This is a genomic window from Saccharothrix longispora, from assembly GCF_030852425.1.
In the GTDB taxonomy this organism is placed as follows: Bacteria; Actinomycetota; Actinomycetes; order Mycobacteriales; family Pseudonocardiaceae; genus Actinosynnema; species Actinosynnema longispora.
In genome coordinates, this window is sequence record NZ_NSDM01000003.1 from 205274 (window position 1) to 221849 (window position 16576).

Annotated in this window: 16 protein-coding genes; 6 read left to right on the forward strand and 10 right to left on the reverse strand. The window is 74.8% G+C overall.

Annotated features, from left to right (window positions below; all coding sequences use genetic code 11):
* Positions 1–5: 5 nt before the first annotated feature.
* On the reverse strand, positions 6–2741 hold the full coding sequence (locus CKY47_RS08865) for an ABC transporter substrate-binding protein (RefSeq protein ID WP_306745191.1): 2736 nt from the start codon (positions 2739–2741) through the stop codon (positions 6–8).
* Between the two features lie 520 nt (positions 2742–3261).
* Between CKY47_RS08865 and CKY47_RS36860 the strand changes: the two genes are divergently transcribed.
* Positions 3262–4029, forward strand: a complete 768-nt coding sequence (locus CKY47_RS36860; RefSeq protein ID WP_371320639.1) for a transglycosylase SLT domain-containing protein — start codon at positions 3262–3264, stop codon at positions 4027–4029.
* A 40-nt stretch (positions 4030–4069) separates the two neighbouring features.
* Here the strand turns inward: CKY47_RS36860 and CKY47_RS08875 are convergent, their stop codons facing one another.
* Together CKY47_RS08875 and CKY47_RS08880 are read right to left on the reverse strand one after the other, a co-directional pair.
* Positions 4070–5482 (reverse strand): BNR repeat-containing protein, encoded by a 1413-nt coding sequence (locus CKY47_RS08875; RefSeq protein WP_306745192.1) that lies wholly within the window; start codon positions 5480–5482, stop codon positions 4070–4072.
* Complete coding sequence (locus CKY47_RS08880; protein ID WP_306745193.1) at positions 5479–6939, reverse strand: glycoside hydrolase; 1461 nt, start codon at positions 6937–6939, stop codon at positions 5479–5481. Before CKY47_RS08880 ends, CKY47_RS08875 begins: the two co-directional genes overlap by 4 nt.
* 117 nt (positions 6940–7056) lie before the next feature.
* On the opposite strand from CKY47_RS08880, the gene CKY47_RS08885 reads away from it, so the two are divergent.
* The 3 genes from CKY47_RS08885 (at position 7057) to CKY47_RS08895 (ending at position 10724) form a co-directional block, all read left to right on the forward strand.
* A complete protein-coding gene (locus CKY47_RS08885) occupies positions 7057–8136 on the forward strand; it encodes a substrate-binding domain-containing protein (RefSeq protein ID WP_306745194.1) in 1080 nt (359 codons plus the stop codon).
* Between the two features lie 84 nt (positions 8137–8220).
* Entirely contained in the window at positions 8221–8691 is a 471-nt protein-coding gene (locus CKY47_RS08890) for a (2Fe-2S)-binding protein (RefSeq protein ID WP_306745195.1), read from the forward strand.
* Complete coding sequence (locus CKY47_RS08895; protein WP_306745196.1) at positions 8688–10724, forward strand: xanthine dehydrogenase family protein molybdopterin-binding subunit; 2037 nt, start codon at positions 8688–8690, stop codon at positions 10722–10724. The genes CKY47_RS08890 and CKY47_RS08895 overlap by 4 nt, the downstream gene beginning before the upstream one ends.
* A gap of 35 nt (positions 10725–10759) precedes the next feature.
* On the opposite strand, the gene CKY47_RS08900 is transcribed toward CKY47_RS08895, so the two are convergent.
* The gene (locus tag CKY47_RS08900; RefSeq protein ID WP_306745197.1) at positions 10760–11269 is read right to left on the reverse strand and encodes an SMI1/KNR4 family protein; all 510 of its coding nucleotides are present in this window, start codon (positions 11267–11269) and stop codon (positions 10760–10762) included.
* Positions 11270–11406: 137 nt separating this feature from the next.
* Between CKY47_RS08900 and CKY47_RS08905 the strand changes: the two genes are divergently transcribed.
* Together CKY47_RS08905 and CKY47_RS08910 are read left to right on the forward strand one after the other, a co-directional pair.
* Positions 11407–11712, forward strand: coding sequence for a hypothetical protein (locus CKY47_RS08905; RefSeq protein WP_306745198.1), 306 nt, complete (start codon positions 11407–11409; stop codon positions 11710–11712).
* Positions 11709–11990 carry a hypothetical protein gene (locus CKY47_RS08910; protein ID WP_306745199.1) on the forward strand — a complete coding sequence of 94 codons (282 nt, stop codon included), beginning with the start codon at positions 11709–11711 and terminating at the stop codon, positions 11988–11990. Before CKY47_RS08905 ends, CKY47_RS08910 begins: the two co-directional genes overlap by 4 nt.
* On the opposite strand, the gene CKY47_RS36865 is transcribed toward CKY47_RS08910, so the two are convergent.
* The 6 genes from CKY47_RS36865 to CKY47_RS08940 form a co-directional block, all read right to left on the reverse strand.
* Positions 11935–12399: an FAD-dependent oxidoreductase gene (locus tag CKY47_RS36865; RefSeq protein WP_371320640.1), complete on the reverse strand. Its 465-nt coding sequence runs from the start codon at positions 12397–12399 to the stop codon at positions 11935–11937. The genes CKY47_RS08910 and CKY47_RS36865 overlap by 56 nt on opposite strands.
* On the reverse strand, positions 12366–12563 hold the full coding sequence (locus CKY47_RS08920) for a hypothetical protein (RefSeq protein WP_371320641.1): 198 nt from the start codon (positions 12561–12563) through the stop codon (positions 12366–12368). Before CKY47_RS08920 ends, CKY47_RS36865 begins: the two co-directional genes overlap by 34 nt.
* Positions 12518–13039, reverse strand: a complete 522-nt coding sequence (locus CKY47_RS08925; protein ID WP_306745202.1) for a hypothetical protein — start codon at positions 13037–13039, stop codon at positions 12518–12520. The genes CKY47_RS08920 and CKY47_RS08925 overlap by 46 nt, the downstream gene beginning before the upstream one ends.
* Positions 13040–13133: 94 nt before the next feature.
* A complete protein-coding gene (locus CKY47_RS08930) occupies positions 13134–14738 on the reverse strand; it encodes a RecQ family ATP-dependent DNA helicase (protein WP_306745203.1) in 1605 nt (534 codons plus the stop codon).
* Positions 14731–16083 (reverse strand): M20/M25/M40 family metallo-hydrolase, encoded by a 1353-nt coding sequence (locus CKY47_RS08935; RefSeq protein WP_306745204.1) that lies wholly within the window; start codon positions 16081–16083, stop codon positions 14731–14733. The genes CKY47_RS08930 and CKY47_RS08935 overlap by 8 nt, the downstream gene beginning before the upstream one ends.
* Complete coding sequence (locus CKY47_RS08940) at positions 16080–16514, reverse strand: DUF2243 domain-containing protein (protein WP_306745205.1); 435 nt, start codon at positions 16512–16514, stop codon at positions 16080–16082. The genes CKY47_RS08935 and CKY47_RS08940 overlap by 4 nt, the downstream gene beginning before the upstream one ends.
* Between the last annotated feature and the right edge of the window lie 62 nt (positions 16515–16576).

Sequence of the window (16576 nt, forward strand, 5' to 3'; positions counted from 1 at the left end):
CCCCCTCAGCGGCCTCCGTCGGGGCACCACCCGGCCCGGCGCACGTCCACGTCCTTGCGCTCCGAGTACCGGCCGCACGAGGCGACCACCAGCGGTGAGGCCCCGTCCGCCACGCGGAGCACCGCGATGAACTTCTCCGTCGGCACCTGGCCGTCCTCGAAGTCGAGGACGCCGCTCTCCCCCGACAGCGCCTGGTCGCCGCGGATGTCGCCGATCTCCTTCCACACGTGCCCCGGCGACACGGGGATCGGGCCGAGCTTCGTCATCGCGTGCACGAACAGGTAGAGGGCGTCGTAGGTGAGCGCCGCGTGGCCGTCCAGCGACGGGTTCGCGTCGCCCGCGCACTCCTCCTCGAACACCGCGCGCAGCGTCTGGTGCATGGCGGTGGCCGCGACGCAGCCCGGTGAGCCGATCGCGAACGACACGTAGTCGTACGGGATCTCGGGGTGCTGGTTGCGCAACGTCCGGTCGGCGGCGTACCGGGCGATGTCGTCGCCCGCCAGCAGCACCGGCGGCCGGTCCTTGCAACCCGCGCTCACCCCGTCCATGAGCTTGCCGAAGTCCGCCGGGCGGCCCGCGAAGAACACCACCTCGTCCTCGGCCACCCCGCACAGCTGCTGGCCGAGCCGGCGGGCGTCCGAGCCCTCGTTGCCGGTCGCGGGCCGGTACGGCTCCTCGCGCACCCGGCCGCCCTGCTCGGTGAACCGGAGCACCAGGTCCTCCCGGAGGTTGCTCGCGTACGAGTCCTCCTCGTCGTTGGAGTGCACCACGACCACGCCGCGCTTGTCCGGGTACGCGGACCGCACGTACCGCGCGACGACCCGCGCCTGGCGGTCGTTGTTCGGCGAGACCTGGAAGTACATCCGGGACGCGGTGCGCATGTGGTCGTCGGACAGGGTCGCCGCGACCACCGGCAGGCCGACCTCGCCGAGCTTGGTGATGGTCTCCCTGGTCGTCTTGCGGCTGAGCGCCATGCCGAGCACGCCGATGATGCTCTTGTCGCGCTCCAGCATCGACCCCAGCGTCCTCGCGACCACCTCGCCGTGCTGCATGTTCGCGCCCGCGTTGCCGAACAGCACCCGGACCAGCGGCTCGTCGGGGCCGGTGCGCTCCAGCAGCTGCGCCTGCCGCGCCGCCACGCCCATCAGCCGCGCGGTGTTGCTGGCCAGGGCGTCGCGGGCGGTGCTCATCGCGGAGACGTACACGACGGTCGCGTACGGCCGCTCGGGGTCGCGCTCGTGCGCTTCCAGGACCTTGCGGTTCTGGTCGACGAGCCGCTGCTGCGCCTTGTCGAACCGCGCCAGGTCGGCGGGGTCGCCCGTCCCGAACAGCGGCAGCAGGCCGGTGGTGACGCCCACGCAGTCGTCGCCGAGCCGCTCCAGGGTGTGCGCGTCGGGGTTGTCGCGCTCCAGCCCGCAGTGCCGGTACCGCCAGCCGTCGTTCTCCGCGACGATCCCGCTCACCTGCCGGTAGCCGACCGCGCCCACGGCGGCGAGCAGCAGCACCACGACCACCGCGAGCACCGACGTGCGCGACCACACCGGGGCCGGGCGCACGGACAGCGTCGCCGTCGGCGGCACCTCGCCCGGCACGATCGGCACCGGGGGGACCCGCAGCGGCAGGAACCACGCCGTGGGGCGGCGGGCGCGGCTGTCGGTGGCGAGCTTGCGCGCCCACGTCTCGTAGGCGTGGCTCGCCTGGTCGACGGGCACCGGTTCCCGCTCGGCGGCGTTCTCCGCGTCCGGCGGCACCTTCTCGCTGCCGCTGATGATGACGAGCGGGTCGAACGCGCCGGTGTCGTTGCGGACGTCGTTGATGAGCTTGAGCACGGCGTAGCCGCCGTTGTCGCGGCGGATGCCGTCGAGCAGCACCACCGGGTACACGGTGCGGCGGGCCGAGCGGATGCGCCACAGCGACCGCCGGTAGGAGCGGCGCACGTCCTCCAGGAAGGCGTTGACGAGCAGCTTGGCCAGTTGGCCGGTGTCCTCGCGCGGTTCGGCGCTGCGGCCGGGCAGCAGGCCCGAGGTGAGGCGTTCGGCGAACCCGATGAACGTGCCGGGGTCGTGCGGGGCGAGGTAGGGCTGGCGCAGCAGCCACCGGTACTCGCTGCCCGGCACGACGCCGCGCAGCTTCGCCCGGAACAGGAACGACGGCACGAGCCGCAGCACCAGCCGCACCCACCAGGGCGCGGTCTCGGTGGCGCTGTCCAGCACGTCGCGCGGCATCAGGTCGTCACCGCTGCGCCGGCGCAGGTCGCGCTCGCGCAGCCGGGTGAGCAGGGTGGCCGCCGACTCCGGGTCCGCGCCGTCCACCCGCTGGTTCATCAGCCAGTAGACGAGTTCGAGGCGGCGGAACTCGTGGCGGCCGTAGCGGCCGTTGACGCCGGAGGACAGCTCGCGCGCCACGGACACCAGGATCGCGCCGACGGCTTCCAGGGTGCGGGCCTCGGACCCGGCGCCCCGGCCCGGCCCGGCGGGCGCGTCGGCGGCGTCCTCGAACCGGTGCAGCGCGTGCGGTACTCGACCGGGGTGCGCGCCGCGCAGGTGGGCGCGCAGGGCGCCCAGCAGGCCGGCCGACTCGGGGCCGCGGACCAGGCAGACCAGCGGGATGCCCCGGTCGCCGCCCGCCCGTGCGCCGGACCTGCGGCCCGGCAGCTCGCCGAACCTCGGGCGCTCGGTGAGGTCCTGCAACAGCTTGACCAGTTCGTCGATGACCTCGACGGACGATAATCGCTCGACCACCTGACTCCTCGTGGACGGTCCCCCCGGCGTGCCCCGCCGGTCCCCCCGACTGTAGGGGGAACAGGGGTTCACGCGGTCCGGTTCGGGTGGTATCGGCCCACGTCGCCGCACTGGTACGGACTTCGGGACGAGGACCGGCGGGGGGCGCCCGCGGAGGGTATGGCACGGATCACACGAGACACCCGCGCAACCGAACACCGCACCGCACGTCTCCGACAGTGCCGTCACCCTTCTGAGACACCGTGTGGCCGTCAATGCGACACACGGTAACCAGTGTGACGAAAAAACGTGACCCCGGTCACGCGCACCGGTCTCATCCTTGCCCCGGCAAATCACGAGCGGTTACGTTTCCGGCCGCAGATCACGGTTCCATCACCGAACGGACACGGCGCGACTCCCCCGACGCGCACGTGACCACCTGGTTCCCCCGCCGGGTCCGGTGCGGAATTCCCCGACGCAGGAGGCTGCACCGTTGGCTCGGCACGCTCGACATAAGAACGACAGCAGTGGGCAGACCGCCATGTTCCAGGTCCCCCCGCCGCCGCCCGGCTACCAGGGCGCGCACCGGGCCGAGGCGGAACGGGTCCTCCCGAAGCGCCTCGCCGGCGTCGCCGTGGCCGTGGGCGTCCTCTCCGGCGCGGGAGCCGCGGCCCACGCGGTGACCACCGGCACGTTCAACCCCGTCGCGGGCGGTGCGGACCTGGGCGGCGTGCCCGAGCAGAAGCAGCTGACGTACACCGGCAAGGCCGCCACCGTGCACTCGATCGACCTGGGCTCGGAGACCGCCCGGATCATCCGCCAGGACTACCTGACCGCGTTGAACACGTTCAACCAGGCCAGCGGCGTCGCGCAGGACGGCTGGACCGCTCGGCAGGCCGCCGAGGAGCAGGCCCGCAAGGACGCCATCGAGGCCGCCAAGCCCCCGAAGCAGCGCCAGGTCGAGGGCTGGATCAAGGAGGCCATCGGCATCCTGGCCGCCAACGGCACCCGGATCGACGAGAGCAGCGTCGACGAGATCTACACGATCATCATCAAGGAGTCCGGCGGCAACCCGAACGCCGTCAACACCTGGGACTCCAACGCCGTGCGCGGCACGCCGTCCAAGGGCCTGATGCAGTGCATCGACCCCACGTTCCAGAGCTACAAGCTCGCGGGCTACGACGACATCTACGCCCCGGTGGACAACATCATCGCGGGCGTCCGCTACACCTACGCGCGCTACGGCGGCTTCCACAACCACCCGGGCCTGGTCTCCATCGCCTCGGGCAACGGCTACCTGGGCTACTGAGGGCGCGCCACACCGGCCCGCCCCCCGGGGCGCACCGCGCTCACCCCAGCCGGAAGTCCGCGACGCGGATCGCCGACGGGGTCGTGCCGCTGGAGCGCTGCTGGTACTGGACCGACAGCACGCCGTCCGCGGCGAGCCGGGAGACGTCCACGTTCACCTCGCCGAAGGCGTTCATCGACGGGCGGTCGAACACCAGGGCCCAGTCGGTCCAGCCGCTCGCCCTGCTCGCCGACACGATCCGGCCGCGCGGCATCACCAGGTAGGCGTTGTCCGCCCGGTCGAACACCAGCTTCGTGCGCTGCGTGCTGCCCGGCGGCACCGGGACCTCGCGCTTCGTCCACGCGCCGGTCGGGCCGCGGGTGACGTGGAAGGTGCGGCCGTACCGGGCGCGCTGGGCGCTGTAGTCCGACACGCACTGGGTGAACCGGCCGGGCACGTAGCTGATCACCACGTGCGGCGCGCCGGTGGAGTCGGCCGCCTGGCCCTCCTGGTTCATCAGGCCGTGGTCCGGGTCGAGCGGGTCGGCCACCAGGCCCGGCGAGGCGACCGACACGCGGGTCCCGCCGGTGGTGCCGACGACGGTCCCGGCCGCGTTGCGCCACGTCCGGCCGCGGTCGTCGCTGTGGACGTAGCCCGTGTCGTGGTTGGTGAGGCCGCCGGGGTGGCACAGCACGCCCGCGTTGCCCTCGCGCCAGGTGAACGCCGCGTGCAGCCGGCCGCGCCGGTCGTAGGTCAGGCCGTGCAGGTAGGCGTTGCGAGTCCTGGACACCACGCCGTTCGGGCCGGTGTAGTCGCCGGTGGCCGAGGTCCACGCGCCGAGCGCGCGCCACGTGCCGCCGGTGTACTCGGCCAGCTCGTTGACGCCGTTGCCCGACCGGCCCGTGCGGTAGCTGAACTGGAGCGCGCCCTCGGGCGTGACCACGAACTGCGGGTACGTCATGTCGCCCAGCTCCACGCCGCCGAGGGTCCGCTGCACCGCGCCGAAGACCGACGGCGACCAGCGGTGCGCGGCCGGCTGCGAGACCAGGCCGGCCACCGAGCGCGTGTAGAACAGCCGCGAGTCGTGGGTGTCCATCGCGACGTGCAGCGTGCCGTCCGCGGGCGAGACGCCCAGCGAGATCACGTTGTGCGAGTCGTCGGTGCCGAGCCGGTGCGGCAGCACCGCCTTCTCCCACGCCCCGTCGAGGGGCCGCCGCGCGACCACGGCGTTGCGGCCGGCCGTGTACCAGGCGGCGTACTGGTAGCCGGCGTGCGTGACCAGCGCGTCCTGGAACGCGTTGTTGTTGACCAGCCCGTCGTAGGACACGAAGTAGAGCGCCGAGGCGTCCAGCAGGGTGTCGGACAGCAGGGTGACGCCGGGTGCCGCGTGCGCCGCCGGAGGGTGGGTGAAGGAGGCGGTCAGCGCCAGCGCCGCCGCCAGCGCCGCCGCCCGCGTCGCCCCGGGGCGCGTCACGCCACCACCCCGTCGACCTCGACGGTCTGCACGGCGCCGGCGGCGAACGCCAGCCGCACCCGCTTGTCCCGCACGGCGACGTCCTGGCGGCGGGTGTACCGGTCGCCGGCCCCGGAGGTGAGCGTGGACCAGCGGGTGGCGGTGCCGTTCGGCACGGTCGCGAACCGGCTCAGGTCGAACGTCAGGGCCTGCGCCGCCCCGGTGTTCGCCGCGACCAGCACGAGCCGCCGGGCGGCCTGGTCGTACGCCGCCGCGGCCAGGTCGCTGCCCGTCTCCAGCACGCGCATCCCCGGCCGGATGTGCCGGGTGAACTGGGCGAGCACGAAGAGCTTGGTCTCCACCGCGCCCGCGCGCAGCGTGCTCCCGTCGTACTTGACGGCGCCCCACCCGGCGGTCGGGTCCATGACCTGCCAGTAGCACCACGCGGTCGGCTTGAGCCAGCGGAAGTCGAGCAGCAGGCAGCGGGCCGTCTGGAGGCCGGTGCCGTCGCCGTCGCCGTGCTCGGAGTTCCACAGCACCTTGCCCGACGCGCGCACGTCGTTGCCCAGCAGGTCGCGCCGGCCGCCCGTGCCCTGGTAGCCGTGCACGTTCACCTGCCGCACCAACGCCTTCGTGGCGGCGTCGAAGCCGTTCCACGTCGTGCGGGCGAGGTCGTAGCTCGTCTCGTCGGACGCGGAGATCCACGTCCCGGTCAGGCCCTGCCGGTCCAGCTCGGTGCGCAGGTGGGCCAGCACGCTGCGCTGGGTGGCCGCGCCGATGTGGCAGCCCTCCTGGGTGCCGTTGGCGTGCCAGTAGGCGGAGGACGGCTCGTTGAACGGGTCGACGCTGCGGAAGGCGACGCCCCACTGGTCGCGGGCGCGGCGGGCGGTGACGGCGAGGTGGTGGGCGTGCTGGCGGTGGTTCCACGGCTGGAGGTTGTCGTCGGCGGCGTTCGCCGCGCCGGACGGGTTGTGGTTGAGGCACATCCACCACATCGGCGAGTTCGCGAACAGCTCGCTCGCGGCACCCCGCTGGGTGGCCTTGACGAGTGCGGCGCGCTGCTTGGCGTCGGCGTCCCAGTTCCACGCCGAGGAGTTCGGGTCCTCGTTGTTCCAGTCCTGCCAGAACCCCTCGATCTGCTTGAAGCGCGGGATGTTCGGCGAGGCGACCATGCGCGCGGAGCCGACGGCGTTCCAGCTGGACGCGCCGAGGTTGTAGCGGGCGATGGTCATGCCCAGACCTGGTAGCGCCGCGCCGTCGTAGGTCACGGACTTCGTGGTGAAGAACAGGTCGGCGAAGTCGTCCCGGTCTCCGAAGGCGTTGGCCCACCACGCGAGGGAGGTGCCCCAGCCCTCCCAGGTGCCCTGGCCGGTCGTGGTGACGCCGATGGTGGCGTCGGCGCGGGCCGTGCCGGTGAGCGCCGTGCCGGTGAGCGCGGCCCCCGCCGCGGTGAGCAGCGCCCTGCGAGTGACAACCACTGCGACCTCCTCGTCGCCCGTCCCCCTGCTGGAGAGGTGTGGACCCACTCCAGCGCGTGGCACACTCGAAGGTCAACGAAACGAACAGGAACGATCAAAGTCGATCGGAACCGACAGATGCGGTTGGCGGCGCAGCGGCGTGAACTGATCCTGGCGGCGGTGCGCGAGCACGGCGTGGTCCGGCTCGCGGACCTGGTCGACCGCCTGGGCGTGACGGCGGTGACGGTGCGCCGGGACGTGACCGCGCTGGCCGACCGGGGCCTGGTGGCCCGCGTGCACGGCGGCATCACGGTGCCGCGCCACGGCGAGCAGCCGCGACCGGCGCCCGTCGCGCACGTCCTGGTCGGCATGGTCGCGCCGTCGGCGGAGTACTACTGGCCGGCCGTCATCCAGGGCGCGCAGGCCGCCGTGGCCGCCGCCGGGGGCAGGCTGGCGCTGCGCGCGTCGCGCTACGACGCGGCGGAGGACCGGCGGCAGGTGGCGGCGTTGCTCGACCGGGGCGTGCAGGCGCTGCTGGTGGCGCCGAGCACCGGCGGTCAAGCCGGGCTCGACCTGATGCGCAGGTTGGGCGGGTTGAGCGTGCCGGTGGTGCTGATCGAGCGCGTGCCGCCGCCCGAGCTGCCCACCGTCGGCCTGGACGCGGCCGTCACCGACCACGCGCTCGGCGCGGGCCTGGCCGTGCGGCACCTGGCGGCGTTGGGGCACCGGGCGGTCGGCCTGGTGGTGTCGCGGCCGAGCCCGCACCACGACGCGATCCGCACCGGCTGGCGGGCGGCGGTCGCCTCGCTGGACCTGTCCCCCGACGTGCCGGCGTTCGACGTGCCGACGTACGGGTCGGCGCAGTGGGCGGCGGTGTGCGACGACGTGCTGGACCGGTGCGCGCGCTCGGGCGTGCGGGCGCTGCTGGTGCACGCCGACCGCGAGGCGATCGGGCTGGTCGACCGGGCCCGCGACCGCGGCCTGGACGTGCCGGGCGAGCTGGCCGTGGTGTCCTACGACGACGAGGTGGCCGCCGCGTCCGACCCACCGCTGACCGCCGTCCGGCCGCGCAAGCACCGGTTGGGCGCGCTGGCGGCGCAACTGGCGCTCGCCCGGGTGGCCGATCCGCTGGACCGGCCGGTGCACCGGGTGTCGCTGTGGCCGAGCCTGGTGGTGCGGGAGTCGTGCGGCGCGGGTCCGCGGCGGACCCCGCAATAGTTTCGTTCAGCAAGCTGAACATGTCGTTGTGCTCGTGCGCCGGTGCCGCCACGATGGGGTGGACGACGACTGCGAGGGGGCACCGTGGGCCGATACCGGTTGCACGTCAACGGCGAGCGGCGCGAGGTGGACGTCCCGGGCGACACGCCGTTGTTGTGGGCGCTGCGGGAGCAACTGGGCGTGCTGGGGCCGAAGTACGGGTGCGGTGTCGGCGCGTGCGGGGCGTGCACGTCCCTGGTCGACGGCGAGGCGGCGCGGCCGTGCGTGACGCCGGTTTCCGAGGTGCGGGGCCGGCGGGTCACCACGATCGAGGGCCTGTCCGAGGACGGCGACCACCCGGTGCAGCGGGCGTGGCTGGAACTGGACGTGGCGCAGTGCGGGTACTGCCAGCCGGGGCAGATCATGTCGACCGTGGCGCTGCTGTCGCGTGATCCCGACCCGGACGACGCGGCGATCGACGAGGCGTTGCGGGACAACGTGTGCCGGTGCGGGACGTACTCGCGGGTGCGGGCGGCCGTGAAGCGGGCGGCGGAGCTGAAGCGGGGTGCGCGGTGATCGACCGCAGGGCGTTCCTGAGCGGTGTGCTGGTGGTGTCGGCACCGGTGGTGCTGCCCGGACTGACGGCGGGTCCGGCGGCGGCGGGTCCGGCGGCAGGTCCGGCGGAGTTGGCGCCGAACGTCTTCGTGCGGCTGGACGGCCGGGGCCGGATCACCGCCACCGTGCCGAAACCGGACTCCGGGCAGGGCGTGCGCACGCTGGTCGCGCTGCTGGTCGCCGAGGAGCTGGCCGTCGGCCCCGACGACGTCCGGGTCGAGCAGGCCGCCGGCGACACGGCCCGCTACGGGTCGCAGTCCGTCGGCAACTCGTTCTCCGCCCGCTCGCTGCACCAACCGATGCGCACCGCCGCCGCGACCGCCCGGTGCCTGCTGGTCGCGGCCGCCGCGGCGCGGTGGGGCGTGCCGGTCGGGGAGTGCGCGGCGCGCGACGGCGCGGTGCACCACCGGCGGCGACGGCTGCGGTACGCGGAGCTGGTGCGGGACGCGGCGGCGCTCGACCCGGCCACCGTGCCGGTCGCGCTGACACCGCGGGCCGAGTGGCGCCTGCTGGGCAGGACCCGCGCCGGGCGCGTGGACGCCCGGGACGTCGTCACCGGCAGGGCCCGCTACGGCATCGACACCCGGCCGCGCGGCGCGCTGGTCGCCGTCGTGCTGCGACCGCCGTGGATCGGCGCGCTGGTCGACACCGTGGACGACACCGCCGCCCGCGCCCTGCCCGGCGTGGTCGCGGTGACCGCGCTCGACCCCGCGACCTCCGGCCAGGGCGGCGTGGCGGTCGTCGCGCGGACGACACCGGAGGCGCTCAAGGGCCGCGACGCGCTGCGCGTGACGTGGCGCGGCGGCACGCCGGCCGCCGACAGCCGGGTCTGGCTCGACGAACTGGAGGCCGCGCTGCCGCCGGTGCCCGCCGCGCCCGGCCCCGTGGCGTTCGAGGCGACCTACCGGCTGCCGCTGCTCGCCCACGCGCCCATGGAACCCATGAACGCCACCGCGCACGCGACCGCCACCGGTATCGACGTGTGGGCGCCCACCCAGGACCCCGGCGGCCTGCGCACCCAGCTGGCACGCCAGTTCGGCCTGGACGCGGCGGCCGTGCGGGTCGGGACGGCGCTGACCGGCGGCGCGTTCGGCCGGCGCATCGAGCCGGACCCCGTGCTGGAGGCCATCGCCTGCTCACGGGTCGCGGGCGCGCCGGTGAGCGTGCTGTGGACCCGCGAGGACGACATGCGGCACGACTCGTACCGGCCCATGTCGGTGCACCGGCTGGCCGCCGTGGTCGACGCCGGGGGCGTGCCGACGTGGCGCTCCCACGGCGTGTCCACCTGGGGCCTGACCGTGCTGCCGTTCTTCACCCCGGACGTCATCAAGCGCAGCGGCGACCAGTTCCCGTACGCCGTGCCGGGGCAGGTGGACGTGGTCGCGGGACCCGCGCCGCTGCGCACCGGGTTCTGGCGGTCCGTCTACGCCGGGCACTTCCAGTACGCGGAAGAGGTGTTCCTCGACGCCCTCGGGCGGCGGGCCGGTCTCGACCCGGTGGAGCTGCGCCGCCGCCTGCTGCCCGCCGACTCGCGGTTGCGGCGGGCGCTGGACGCGGCGGTGGCGCGGGCGGGCTCGGTGCCGGCGGGCCTGACCCGCGGGGTGGCGTGCCACGACGACTACGGCTCGGTGATCGCGGTGGTCGCGGACGCCGAGGGCGACCGGGTGCGCCGGGTGACGGCCGCGGTCGACGTCGGGCCGGTGCTGCACCCGTCCGGTGTGCGGGCGCAGGTCGAGGGCGGCGTGATGGACGCCGTGTCCACGGTGTTCGGCGCACAGGTGACCGTGCGGGACGGCCGGGTCGTGCAGACCTCGTTCCGGGACTACGCGTGGGCGCGCATCGACCGCGCGCCCGACGTGGACGTGGTGCTCGTGCCGTCGGACGCGCCGGTCGGCGGCCTGGGCGAACTGGCGTTCCCGCCCGCCGCGGCGGCCGTGGCCATCGCGTCCGGCCGGGAGGTGACCGGCATGCCGGTGACCGCGCCGGTCGGCTGATCCCGGGCTTCAGCGGAACCGGGCGGACACCCGGTTCAGTGGCGGCAGGAGGCGAGGAATTCCTCCGCGAAGTCGGGGAACTCCGCGCGCGCGGCAGCGAGCACGGCCGCGGCCGTGCGCTCGCGACCCGGCGCGAACTCCTCGGCCACGGCGCGCAGCTCCGCGTTCGGCGCGGACCCGGTGGCGCCGAACTCGACCGCCTCCATCGGTCCCACGCCGTCGGCCATCAGCCACAGGAAGTCGCCCAGGTCGCGGGCCACCACGCCCACCGCCCCCTCGGAACCGAGGAACACCACGGGCTGCCCGTCGAGCGGCGCACCCGGCCGGGTCAGCCACAACGCCGCGAGACCACCCGTGCCGTCCTGCGCGAACACCCGGTACGGCGCGCCGTCCAGTTCGTCGTTCCCCGTCCAGGAACGGAGCCGGTCGGTCGTCTCCCCGGCGGACGTGAACTCCGGGTACGGCTCGTAGTCGTACTCCCCGGGGTCGAGGTCGAGGCCCGCGAGGGCGTGCAGCGCGGGCGGGAAGTCGCGATCACCGGACATGGGCGGCACGCTACCGTGGCGGTCCGACACCCGGGGACGAGCGGTGGGCTGGACGAGGGCCGCACCGCGCTGTGGCTCGCGGTGTACGAGGACCGCGCCGACAACGCCCGCGCGCTGCTGGCGGCGGGGGCCGACCCGTGGCGGCCGATGACGGCGGGGCGGACGGCCCGCACCGGCTGTCGCCCGGGGAAGCCGCCCTGGCGACCGAGGCCGTGCGCCTCAGGGCCACCCTCGACGACCCGGGGCGCTTCGACGACGGCACCGGGCCGGCTGCCGTGGCGGGCATCGACGCGGCCGAGGTGGCCCGGCGGCTGGACGCGACCCCGTACGAGGGCAACGACCCGACCGGGACGTGGCCGGATGACGTCGTCGGCGTCACGGACGTGCCCGGCGGGGTCGTGCTCACCCAGCCCCGGGGCTGCGCGCCGCAGATGCCGGGGTGACGAAGGCGCTGTCCGCCGGGACGGTCTGCTACGGCGTGTACGCCAACCCCAAGAGCGGCGACCAGGGCAGCATCGTCCGCGACGGCGGGATCGTGGGCTGGGACCTGCACCCCGCCGGCGAGCCGTTCGAGACGGACCCGGCCGACCAGGTGCTGCTGTCCTACCTGTACCGGTACGACGCGATGGCCTACGCGGGCGTCCGGCCGACCGACGCGCGGCCCGTCACCGGCCCGCCGGACGTGTGGCTGCGCCTGCCCGCCAAGGACTACTGGACCTGATCCCCCTGGACCTGATCCCCCTGGACCTGATCCCCTGGGACCTGACGGACCCCAGGTCCGCCGGCACAGCGCGGGCCGCACGGCGACCGGACACCGGCGCGCCCTGGATGGACGGGGTGTCGCGGTGGTCGCCGCACACGTACCGGCGGGGCGCCAGGCGGACCGCCCTGCGCAGCGGGTGGGGCGCGTTCGCGGCGGGCAGCGCGTGCGGGACGTCGTACCGCGCGAGCGTCTCCCACTCCTCGACGGGCGTGCCGTAGAGCGCGCCCAGGTGCGACCGGACCTCCGCCTCGGTCGCCTCGTCGAGGACGGACGCCTGCACGAGCGGCGCGTCCGGCGAGTAGGCGCGCGAGCCCTCGGACAGCACGGCGGTGTTCACGACCGGGCCGCCGCCGTCGCCGTCCACCACCAGCGTGGGTCGCGCAGCGGCGGGGCGGGCGGCCGGAAGTACCACGTGGTGACGCCGTGCCACGCCGGCGCGCCCAGGCCGGGCCACAGCCGGTCGGCGGCGGAGCCGTCGGTGGCGATCACGACGTGGTCGGCCTCGACCCGATCGCCGCCGGCCAGCTCCACGCCGTCCGGCCGCACCGCGACCACCCGCGCGCCGGCAGCCGGGGCAGCTCGCCCGTGCCGAGCGCGGGCAACGCCGCCCCGCCGCGCGCGAAGCTGCGCCACACCAGGTGGAAGAACCGCGAGGACGTGGTCAGCTCGCGTTCGAGGAACACCCCCGCCAGGAACGGCCGCAGCACGGTGTCCACGGCGTCGTCGGACAGCCACCGGCCCAGCTCCTCGCGCGTGGTCCGGTCTGGCGCGGACGTGATGGCGCGGGCCGGGCCGGCCAGGTCCCGCAGCGAGACCACGGCCAGTGCGACGAGGTCGCGGACGCCGAGCACGTGCTGCCCCAGCGCGCCGCGGATCGCGTGCAGCCCGTCGCGCGGGTCGGCCAGCGGGTCGCGCCGGCCGCCGCGGTGGACGAACGCGCCGGGTCGGAAGTGCCGCAGGTCCAACGCGTCCAGGTCGACGTCGGCCAGCTCCGGGTAGGCGGGCACCAGGATCTGGAGCCGCGGTCGAACCGCACGCCGTCCACCACTCCGCCCACGCCCCGACGCTAGTGCGGCACGCGGACCCCCGCACGACGGGCGGTCACCCCGGGTGCCTGCCCAGGAGGTCCGCCGCGTGCACCGCCTCCAGCGACAGCGTCTTGTACCCGACCTCGCCGAACAGCACCGTGATCCGGTCGGCCTCGCTGTGCACCACGGTGCCCTCGCCCCACTCGGCGTGGTGCACCCGCGACTGGGCCGGGTACTCGGGGTTGAGGGACACGCCGGTGCCGGCGTCGCCGCTCCAGCACGTGTCGCAGTTGCCGCACGCCCGCTCCAGCACCTCGCCGAAGTACCCGAGCAGGTGCTGCCGCCGGCACGCCCTGGTCTCGGCGTACGCCCGCAGCAGCTCGATGCGGGACTTGTCGAGCCGCTGGAGCCGCTCCGCCTCCTCCGCCGCCAGGTCGGCCGCGCGCGCCGGGTCCTCGACGAGCCGGAACCGGCCCTTCGCCACCTCGACCGCGCCGGTGCCCTCCAGCAGGTTCACCCAGGAGGCGATCCGCCGGCGCGACGTCCCCGACTCCCGGGCCAGCTCGGTGACGCGCAGGCCGGGGTGCTCCCCGATGAACGCGGCCAGCCCGGCGACGCCGTCGCGGTCGATGCGCCGGGACTGGAGGAAGCGCTGGAGCCCGAGGTCCTGCGGCCGGTAGAACAGCACGGCCCGCGCCGGGTCCCCGTCCCGGCCGGCCCGGCCGATCTCCTGGTAGTAGGCGTCGAGCGAGCCGGGTGCGGAGGCGTGCGCGACGAACCGCACGTCGGGTTTGTCGATGCCCATGCCGAACGCCGAGGTCGCCGCCACCACGTCGACCCGGCCGCTCATGAACGCGTCCTGCACGCGGTCGCGGTCGGCCGCCTTCATGCCCGCGTGGAACGGCTCCGCGCCGACGCCCTTGGCGCGCAGCTCCTCCGCGTAGCGCGTGGCGTCCTTGCGGGTCGCGACGTACACCAGGCCCGGTCCCGGTTCCTGGACGACCCAGTCGCGCACGGCGCGCCGCTTCTCGTCGTCGCCCTGGTGCATCCGCACGTCCAGCGACAGGTTCGGCCGGTCGAAGCCGAGCGTCACCACGACCGGGTCGCGCATGCCCAGGTGCTCCACGACGTCCTCGCGCACGGCGGGCCCCGCGGTGGCGGTGAGGGCGAGCACGGGCGGCCGGCCGAGGCGTTCGGCGGCGGAGGCCAGGCGCAGGTAGTCGGGCCGGAAGTCGTGGCCCCACGCGGACACGCAGTGCGCCTCGTCCACGACGAACAGCGCGGGCCGCCCGATCCGCTCCAGCACCTCGTTCTTCGCCAGCTGCTCGGGTGAGACGAATAGGTACCGCGCCGCGCCGGAGGCCACGGCGTCCCACGCGGCGTTGTTGTCCACTTCGGACTGCCCGGAGTTGACCAGCACGGCGGGCGGCGCGCCGCTCTCCCGCAGCGCCGCGACCTGGTCGCGCTGCAACGCGATCAGCGGCGACACCACGACCACCAGCCCGTCGAGCAGGACGCCGGGCACCTGGTAGACCGCGGACTTCCCGGCGCCGGTGGGCAGCACGACCACGACGTCGCGCCCGGCCATCACGTGCGTCATCGCGTCCAACTGCTCGTCGCGCAACGACCAGCCGAACACCTCGGTCGCGGTCTCCCGCAACCGCGCGCGGTCACCCATCGGCCAGTCCTTCCCAGAAGTGCGCCAGCGCGGCGGCGCCGGCGAGCAGCACGTCGACCCGGGCGCGCTCGTCGGCGGCGTGCCAGTGGTCCTCGGGCAGCCCGGTGCCGAAGAACACCAGGGGCGCGTCCAGCCGCTCGGCCATCTGGTCCGCGGGTCCGCCGCCCGCGTTGCCCATGATCCCGACGGGCCGGCCGAACGCCTCGCCGACGGCGTCCACGAGCACGCGCAGGGCGGGCAGGTCGTCGGGGGTGCGGTACGCCTCCTGCGCGGTGTCCGAGCTCAGCGTCACCTCGTGCTCGTACGGCTCGGCCACGGTGTCCGCGAGCCACCGCTCCAGCAGCCCGCCGATCTCGCCGGTGGTCTGGTCGGCGACGGTGCGGATGCTCATGTCCGCGCTCGCCACGCTCGGGATGGTGGCGCGCGGCGGCCCGTCCACGTCCCCGGCGCGCAACGTCAGCACCTCCAGGGTCGGTCGCGCCCAGAGGGCCTCCGGCGCGCTGTAACCGGGTTCGCCGGCGATGGCGCGGGTCCCGGTGCGCTCCACCCAGTCGTCCTCGTCGAACGGCAGGTCGGCGTAGGCGGCCCTGGTCGCGTCGGACGGTTCGCGCACCCGGTCGTAGAAGCCGGGCAGCGCCACCCGGCCCTTGCCGTCGTGCAGGAGCGCGAGCACCCGGCACAGCTCGTGCACGGGGTTGGGCGAGGTGCCGGAGACCGCGCCGCTGTGCACGTCGCGTGCCGGGCCGCGGATCTCCAGGTGCGCCAACGTCGTCCCGAGCACGCTGGTGCACACGGCCGGGTGGTCGGCGTGCAGCAGCAGGGTGTCGGTGAACACGACGAGGTCGGCGGCCAGGCGCGGGTCCTCCAGCAGGTCGGACAGGTGCGCGGAGCCGACCTCCTCCTCGCCCTCCACGAGGACGACGAGGTTCACCGCGGGCGCCTCCCGGTCGCGCAGGTGGGCCCGCAGGCCCCACAGGTGGCTCAGCACCTGTCCCTTCGCGTCGGACGCGCCCCGGGCGTGCACGGCGCCGTCGCGCACGACGGGCTCGAACGGCGGCGTCTCCCAGGGCGCGTCGCCGGGCGGGCGCACGTCGTGGTGGCTGTAGACCAGCACGGTCGGCGCCCCCGGCGCGGCGCACCAGCGGGCGAACACCGCGTCCGCGGGCCACAGCTCGACCTCGGGGAAGCCGACCGTCCGCAGCGCGTCGGCCAGCCACCGGGCGGAGCGGCGCACGTCGTCGGCGTGCTCGGGCGCCCCCGCGACGGAGGGGATGCGGCACCACTCGACCAGCTCGTCCACGAACCGGTCGCGGCGGTCCTCCAGGAAGTCGCGGACCCCGCTCATCGCCGGGCCCCGCTGGCCGGGCGGACCTTGCCGATCGCCATGCCGGCCGCGACCAGCGCCGCTCCCAGCACGAGGAAGCCCAGGTCGTAGGCCATCTCGTGCGGTCCGTGGCGGACGTGGTGCACGCCGAGCACGAGGTGGTCGATGACACCCTCGACGATGTTGAACACGCCCCACCCGGCCAGCACACCGCCCCACAGCACGCGGGCGGGCCGCGGTCCGGAGCGGTTGAGCAGCACCACGCCGGTCAGCACGAGCAGCAGGCACAGCAGGTGGAACAGGCCGTCGCCGATCATGTTGACGTGCAGGTCGTCCGGGTACCAGCCGGACAGCATGTGGTGCCAGCCCAGCAGCTGGTGCACCACGATCCCGTCGATGAAGCCACCGATGCCCAGTCCCAGCACGAGCGACGCCCGGTCCACCCTCGTCATGGGGCCGGGTTAGCCAACCCCGACCGGGTCAAACACGGCCGGGTGGAACGCGGGCCGGGTCC